General features: G+C 60.1%; 6 protein-coding genes. 3 read left to right on the top strand and 3 right to left on the bottom strand.

Annotated features, from left to right (window positions below; all coding sequences use genetic code 11):
• From tssF to QOC89_RS03010, 3 genes are all read right to left on the bottom strand, one after another.
• A partial coding sequence (gene tssF, locus QOC89_RS03000) for a type VI secretion system baseplate subunit TssF (RefSeq protein ID WP_323043662.1) occupies positions 1-976 on the bottom strand: 976 nt, incomplete at its 3' end.
• Between the two features lie 56 nt (positions 977-1,032).
• On the bottom strand, positions 1,033-1,539 hold the full coding sequence (gene tssE / locus QOC89_RS03005) for a type VI secretion system baseplate subunit TssE (RefSeq protein WP_323043667.1): 507 nt from the start codon (positions 1,537-1,539) through the stop codon (positions 1,033-1,035).
• 82 nt (positions 1,540-1,621) lie between these two features.
• Positions 1,622-2,257, bottom strand: a complete 636-nt coding sequence (locus tag QOC89_RS03010) for a TagK domain-containing protein (protein WP_323043663.1) — start codon at positions 2,255-2,257, stop codon at positions 1,622-1,624.
• Positions 2,258-2,561: 304 nt separating this feature from the next.
• Between QOC89_RS03010 and tssH the strand changes: the two genes are divergently transcribed.
• The 3 genes from tssH to tssC form a co-directional block, all read left to right on the top strand.
• Positions 2,562-5,261: a type VI secretion system ATPase TssH gene (gene tssH, locus QOC89_RS03015; protein ID WP_323043664.1), complete on the top strand. Its 2,700-nt coding sequence runs from the start codon at positions 2,562-2,564 to the stop codon at positions 5,259-5,261.
• A 76-nt stretch (positions 5,262-5,337) separates the two neighbouring features.
• Complete coding sequence (tssB, locus tag QOC89_RS03020) at positions 5,338-5,874, top strand: type VI secretion system contractile sheath small subunit (RefSeq protein WP_323043665.1); 537 nt, start codon at positions 5,338-5,340, stop codon at positions 5,872-5,874.
• 38 nt (positions 5,875-5,912) lie between these two features.
• Positions 5,913-6,806: type VI secretion system contractile sheath large subunit (gene tssC, locus QOC89_RS03025; RefSeq protein ID WP_323043666.1), on the top strand; the 894-nt coding region annotated here is incomplete at its 3' end.

Consider the following 6,806-nt stretch of genomic DNA (forward strand, 5'->3'; position numbering starts at 1 on the left):
ACAGGTTCACGACCGGCGTACAGAACAGCGCAAAACGCGACGCGTCGACCAGATTGGCAAGCGCGCCGGGCTCACGATCCAGCAGGATCACGATTTCCGCTTCTTTTGCTGTGATGCATCGCAGCCCGGGCTCGAGCCCCGTTAGCGAAAAGAAGTAAAAGCGGTTCGGGCACGCGAAATACTCGTGCAACAGGTTGTGTCCATGAAGGCTCGACCAGATGAGCGGCAACAGACCCTGGTCCGGCGACAATCCTTCGTGGTCGACCGCATGGGATGTCACCGCGTGCAACGTGCTGCCGAGCGCACCAGGCGTTCCCGTCAGCGACGCAATGCTCGCGGCGTGCAGCAGCTCGAAAAGATGCGACGCCACCTGTTCGTCGCCGGCGAGATAGACCGGCAAGCGGTCGAGACCTCGCAGATCGCTGATGTGAGCGTCGGCGGTCATGCGCAGCCGCAGACGCAGCGCGCCGCGTACCTGCGTGTGCGCCGGCACGTAACGGTCAAGCGACGGAATGTCCGGTGGAATGCCGGTGAGCTGCGCATCGACAATTTCCAGCGGATACAGCGTCACGTCCTGGCCGCTGCGAAACTGACAGGCGGTTTGCTCGCCGTGAGGCACCTGTGCAATGAATGTCGCGCCACGCGGAAGATGAAAGCCTTCAACCAGATTGCCCTGCTTGACGCTCGGGAAGAGACGGGCGACGGCCATCGACGGTGTCGGCGCAATGTAGTTCGGATAGACGACTTCGAGCAGCCGTTCGGTGAAGCGGGGGAATTCGGCATCGAGCTTGATCTGCATGCGCGCCGCCATGAAGCAGAACGATTCGATCACACGTTCGACATAGGGGTCGGCGACTTCACCGGCCTGCATCCCCAGGCGCCGGGCGATCTTGGGATGCGCTTGCGCGAATTCACCCGCCATCTCGCGCAGATAGATCAGTTCCTGGTTGTAGTAGTCGAGCAGTCGCGGGTCCATGCAGGGCCTTCCGATGGTTTGCTATGTCTGTTATTGGGCGGGGCGGGATGCAAGGCTCAGCTCACGCGTACGTTTGCAATGTTCATGCGGCTGGTTTCCAGGTCGATCGAACTCTGCACCAGAAATTCGAGCGGATACGGATCCATGTGGATCATTCCGCGGATTTCGAACATGAGCACGTTGTAGGGGTTCGCTGCGTCTTCACCGGCGAGTGGCTTCACGGCTAACGAATCCGGAATCAGGCGCGGCTCGAACTCGCGGACCGCGCGCTGGATCATCTCTTCGATGTCCGACCATTTGCGCGAAACCAGATAGGCGCCAGCCAAGGGTGGTATGCCGTAGTTGATGGTCGAGCTGGCGGCGTGGGGATAACGGCCCCGGTCCAGGTCGTTTTCCATGCTGATCGTATTGAGCAGGAACATGAGATCCCGCTGGACGATATCGCGCATCTGCGCGCGCGTGGGAGCATGGTCCTCGGGGCATTCGGTGAGCTGTTGCGGCGCGTCGTCACGCAGGCGATCGAGCAGCGTCGGCAGCAAATGCGTGTTGGCGCGGCGCGGCATGGCTAGACGCTCGACGTTTGCACGGGTCCGTCGCGCCTTGCGAGCGGGTTCATGCGTCACCTGCGGCGCCGGTCGGTTCGATTCAGTCATGGGATCGAGCCGGATCGGCTAAAACGTTTGGCATGAGGAGCGCACTGTCGATGCTGGTAGCGTGATGTTCACGGCGTACCAACGCTGGCGGCAGGCGAGATGACTGCGCCCTGAATTCGGGTGGCGCAAAAAGCCGCAGGATGTCGGGCGCCGATTCCACTGCCACCGTGGCGCACGGATCGCCTTCCAGTTTCCCAAACGCCTGCTCGACACGCTGCGCCCCGGACAAGAGTGCGTCCACGGAAGCGGCCTGCTGCTGCGAGGTAAGGTCCGGAACTTGATGCGACGCTGTTGGGCGCGCCGACGGTGCGATCCAGTCACCTTCGAGAGCGCTTTGAGGATCGTCGAGCGCCCGGCAATAGCGGTCGTACAGAGACGCCATCAGATCTCCGTTTCGCAACTGCGCCGGCTCGTTTGTGCCGACCATCCTGCCTGTTCCGATCAACGCAAAAATCGTGTCGTCATGGTTTGCGTCTGGCCATGAATTGGCCAGTGTCTTATTGGCAATCGCAGGATATAGGATTGAATGAGAAGAATTGGATTTATTCTTAATTTTTATCTCGTTAATAAGATATATTGACTCTGATTTTTTATCATTAATGATTGTCTTTGATATCGCAGAGTTCATTGTGGTTTATCCAGGAATTAGGATGTCTGTGTCCGATGTGTTGTGCGTTGGAAGATTATCTGCAGAAAGCCCGTGAATTTCAATAGAGTGACCTGTTTGTAGGGGTGATGGCTACATCTGCGTAGGTTCTATTTGACTCCAACGTAGGATCAATTCTCCCGTCATGACGTATTAAATTCACATTTGTGATTTCTGTGAATTTAAATGGAATTTGCTATTCACAAACGTAGCAAGCTGAGTGTAAATTTCTCGCCGAAATGGTGAATCTCTCGATAAGAACATCAACCCGGGATTGAAACGAGTCATGGGCATTTCGCGGCACGCACTATTCGGCAAACTCGACGGCACACTCTTCCGGAGCGTGGAGTCGGCCACGGCATTCTGCAAACTGCGCGGCAATCCCTACGTCGAACTGGTGCATTGGCTGCATCAACTCATCCAGGTGTCCGACAGTGACCTGCATCGCATCCTGCGTCACTGCGACATCGATCTTGCCGGGCTCGAACGCGATATGGCTCGCGCGCTGGCTGCATTGCCTGCCGGCGCAAGTTCGATCAGCGATTTCTCTCACCATATCGAGACGGCGATCGAGCGCGCGTGGGTCATCGCAACGCTCAGCTTCAACGATCAGCGCGTGCGGGGTGCGTGGCTACTGGCCGCTTTGGTCAGCACGCCCGAGTTGCGGCGTGTGCTGTTGAGCATCTCGGCGGCCTTCCAGAAGATTCCAGTGGAGGGGCTGAGCGATGTTTTACCAACCTGGATCGACGGCTCTCCAGAGGCTGCCGACACGCCCTACGATGGCACTGACTTGTCACCTGCCATGCCGGGCGAAGCAGCGAATGCGTTGCCTTCATCGACGAAACGCAAGCCGCTGGAGCAGTTCTGCACTGACCTCACAGCGCGCGCACGTGACGGCGGCATTGATCCGGTCGTCGGGCGCGAACTCGACATTCGCACGATGATCGACGTTCTGCTGCGGCGTCGGCAGAACAACCCGTTGCTGACAGGCGAGGCGGGGGTCGGCAAGACCGCCGTCGTCGAGGGCCTCGCGCTGGCGATCGCGAACGGCATCGTGCCGCCGAAACTGGCAGAGGTCCGGCTGCTGAGTGTCGACGTCGGCGCGTTGCTTGCCGGCGCGAGCATGAAGGGTGAATTCGAGGCGCGTCTGAAGGGCGTCCTCGAAGCGGCGGCCAATTCGCCGGCCCCGGTCATCCTGTTCGTCGACGAGGTCCATACGCTAGTCGGCGCCGGCGGCCAGGCAGGCACCGGCGATGCCGCCAACCTGCTCAAGCCGGCGCTCGCGCGTGGCACCGTGCGCATGATCGGCGCGACGACCTGGAGCGAGTACAAGCGTCATATCGAGAAGGATCCAGCGCTCGTACGCAGATTTCAGGTGCTTCAGGTCATGGAGCCGGAAGAAGCCGCGGCGATCGACATGGTGCGCGGCGTAGCGGGCACATTTGCAGCGCATCATGGCGTCGAGATACGAGACGAAGCGATTCGCGCGGCGGTCACGCTGTCGCATCGCTACATTCCGTCCCGCCAGTTGCCGGATAAGGCGATCAGTCTGCTCGACACCGCTTGCGCGCGTGTTGCGCTATCGCAGCATGCGCCGCCCGGCGAGCTTCAGGACGTGCAGCACCGGCTCCAGGTGGCGGAGGTGGAACAGTCGCTTCTGCATCGCGAGGCGCGCATCGGTCTGGACGCGGGCACGGCGCTCAGCAACGTGAAGGCGCGGATTGACGCACTCACAGTCGAGGCGCGCGAAGTCGAAACGCGCTGGCGAGCGCAGATGGAGGCCGCGCGGGCACTGCTGCATGCACGTGGGTCTGCTTTGAACCGCGTCGATGAAACCGCTCTCGCCGAGGCCACTCCGGCAGATTCACTGCGTGAACTCGAGCACGCCCTCGCTGCGCGCCAACAGGACGTTCCACTTGTCTTCACCGAGGTAAGCGAAGCAATCGTCGCCGCAATCGTTTCGGATTGGACGGGCATCCCCGCCGGCCGGATGCTGACTGACGAGCTCACCGCCGTGCTGGCGCTGCCCGCCACGTTGTCGCAGCGTGTGATCGGCCAGCAAGCCGCGTTGTGGCAGATCTGCGAACGTATTCAGACCGCTCGCGCGGGTCTCACCGATCCGCACAAACCGATTGGCGTATTTCTGTTAGCCGGGCCTTCCGGTGTCGGTAAGACGGAAACCGCGCTCGCCCTGGCGGAAGCGCTCTATGGCGGTGAGCAGAACCTGATTACGCTGAATATGAGTGAGTACCAGGAGGCCCATACCGTCTCCGGACTCAAAGGCGCGCCGCCGGGTTATGTGGGTTACGGCGAAGGGGGCGTGCTGACCGAAGCGGTGCGTCGCCGTCCCTATTCCGTGGTGCTGCTGGACGAAATCGAGAAGGCGCACCCCGATATTCATGAGATGTTCTTCCAGGTGTTCGACAAGGGCTACATGGAAGACGGCGACGGCCGATACATCGATTTCCGCAACACCACGATTCTGCTCACCAGCAACCTCGGCGCGGAACTGACGGCCGGCTTGTGCGCGGATCCCATGTTCGCGTCCGACACGGCCGGATTGCGCAGCGCGTTGATGCAGGCACTGCTCGATGTGTTTCCCGCCGCGTTCATCGGCCGTCTGTCTGTCGTGCCGTATCTGCCGCTTGCCCGCGAGACGCTTGCCGATATCGTGAGGCTGCACTTAAAGCGTGTCGTCGGACGGATGGCGGCCCATCACGCTATCACGCTCGGGTTCAGCGAGCCGGTCGTCGATCACATCGTCGGGCGCTGTTTCGTTCAGGAAACCGGCGCACGCGCCCTGATCGGCTTTATCGAACAGCACGTGCTGCCTCGGCTCTCCGCCCTGTGGCTGGATGCGCTTTCAGACAAAACCCCGCTTGTGTCGATTGAAATCGACGTGGCCAATGGCGATCAGGATGCCCCTGACGTTCGTGAAGGCCTTACGTTTCGCGCCGAAAGAAGACGAGATTCCGTTCCCGGATAGGAATCGTCTCGTTCGTTGTCCTGCCACCGCCCCGATTATTTGTCCCCCCGATTTGCCATGCCAAAGGAGCCAAGCAATGTCCGTTTCCAATAGTTCGCAGAAGTTCATCGCGCGCAACCGAGCGCCTCGCGTGCAGATTGAATATGACGTCGAGGTTTATGGGTCGGAGAAGAAGATCGAACTGCCGTTTGTGATGGGTGTGCTCGCCGATCTGTCCGGCAAACCGGTCGAGGTGTTGCCGCCGGTCGCCGACCGGACTTTCCTGGAAATCGATATCGACAATTTCGACGAACGCATGAAGGCGATTCAGCCGCGTGTGGCGTTCTCCGTGCCGAACACGCTGGCTGGCGACGGCCATCTGATGGTCGACATGGCGTTCGAGAGCATTGAAGACTTTTCGCCTGCCGCGGTCGCGCGCAAGGTCGACTCGCTCGCTCAGCTACTCGAAGCGCGCACGCAACTCGCGAATCTGCAGACCTACATGGACGGCAAGTCGGGTGCGGAAGGCCTCGTGAACAAGCTGCTGCAGGATCCGGGCTTGCTCAGGGCGCTTGCCGCCGCGCCGAAACCGCAGGCCGCCAGCGAAGCACCGGGCGTGACCACCACTCTCTGATCGACTCAACCGAATCAACGCGCAAGAAGGAATCCAGCATGGCAAAGCAGGACACGCGGCTAGCGGCCACCGGCACGCAAACCTACGATGATTTCAGTCAGCTCTTGACCCAGGAGTTCAAGCCGAAGACGGAACAGGCTCGGGAAGCGGTCGAGTTCGCGGTGAAGACGCTCGCGGAGCAGGCATTGCAGCAGTCGGTCACGATCAGTGACGACGCCTACAAGAGCATCGAGGCAATCATTGCCGAGATCGACCACAAGCTATCCGAGCAGATCAACATGATTCTCCACCATGGCGATTTCCAGAAACTGGAATCGGCATGGCGCGGTCTGCATCATCTCGTGTCGAACACCGAGACGGACGAGAAGCTCAAGATCCGTTTCATGGATGTGTCGAAGGAGGAGTTGCGTCGCACGATGAAGCGTTACAAGGGCGCCGCCTGGGATCAGAGCCCGCTCTTCAAGCAGATCTATGAGGAGGAATACGGCCAGCTCGGCGGTGAGCCATACGGTTGTCTGGTCGCCGACTACTATTTCGACCACACGCCACCGGACGTCGATCTGCTGGGTTCGCTCGCGAAGGTGTCGGCGGCATCGCACACGCCGTTCATTTCCGGTGCTTCACCTTCAGTATTGCAAATGGACTCGTGGCAGGAGTTGGCCAATCCACGCGATCTGACGAAGATCTTCACGCAGAACCTCGAGTATGCGCCGTGGAACTCGCTGCGCAACACGGAAGATGCGCGCTATGTCGGTCTTGCCATGCCGCGTTTCCTGTCGCGTTTGCCGTACGGCGCGAAGACCAACCCGGTAGATGAATTCGATTTCGAGGAAGACACCGGCGGCTCCGATCACCGGCGCTATGCGTGGGCCAATGCGGCCTATGCAATGGGCGTGAACATTAACCGCTCCTTCCGATTGTATGGCTGGTGC

Origin of the sequence: Paraburkholderia sp. (assembly GCF_034668105.1) — a bacterium.
GTDB lineage: Bacteria > Pseudomonadota > Gammaproteobacteria > Burkholderiales > Burkholderiaceae > Paraburkholderia.

What these genes read in the sequence shown, in the direction of transcription:
- tssE (WP_323043667.1), bottom strand. Translation starts at nt 1,539, where the DNA reads ATGCCGCGCCGCGCCAACACGCATTTGCTGCCGACGCTGCTCGATCGC.
- QOC89_RS03010 (WP_323043663.1), bottom strand. Translation starts at nt 2,257, where the DNA reads ATGAACTCTGCGATATCAAAGACAATCATTAATGATAAAAAATCAGAG.
- tssH (WP_323043664.1), top strand. Translation starts at nt 2,562, where the DNA reads ATGGGCATTTCGCGGCACGCACTATTCGGCAAACTCGACGGCACACTC.
- tssB (WP_323043665.1), top strand. Translation starts at nt 5,338, where the DNA reads ATGTCCGTTTCCAATAGTTCGCAGAAGTTCATCGCGCGCAACCGAGCG.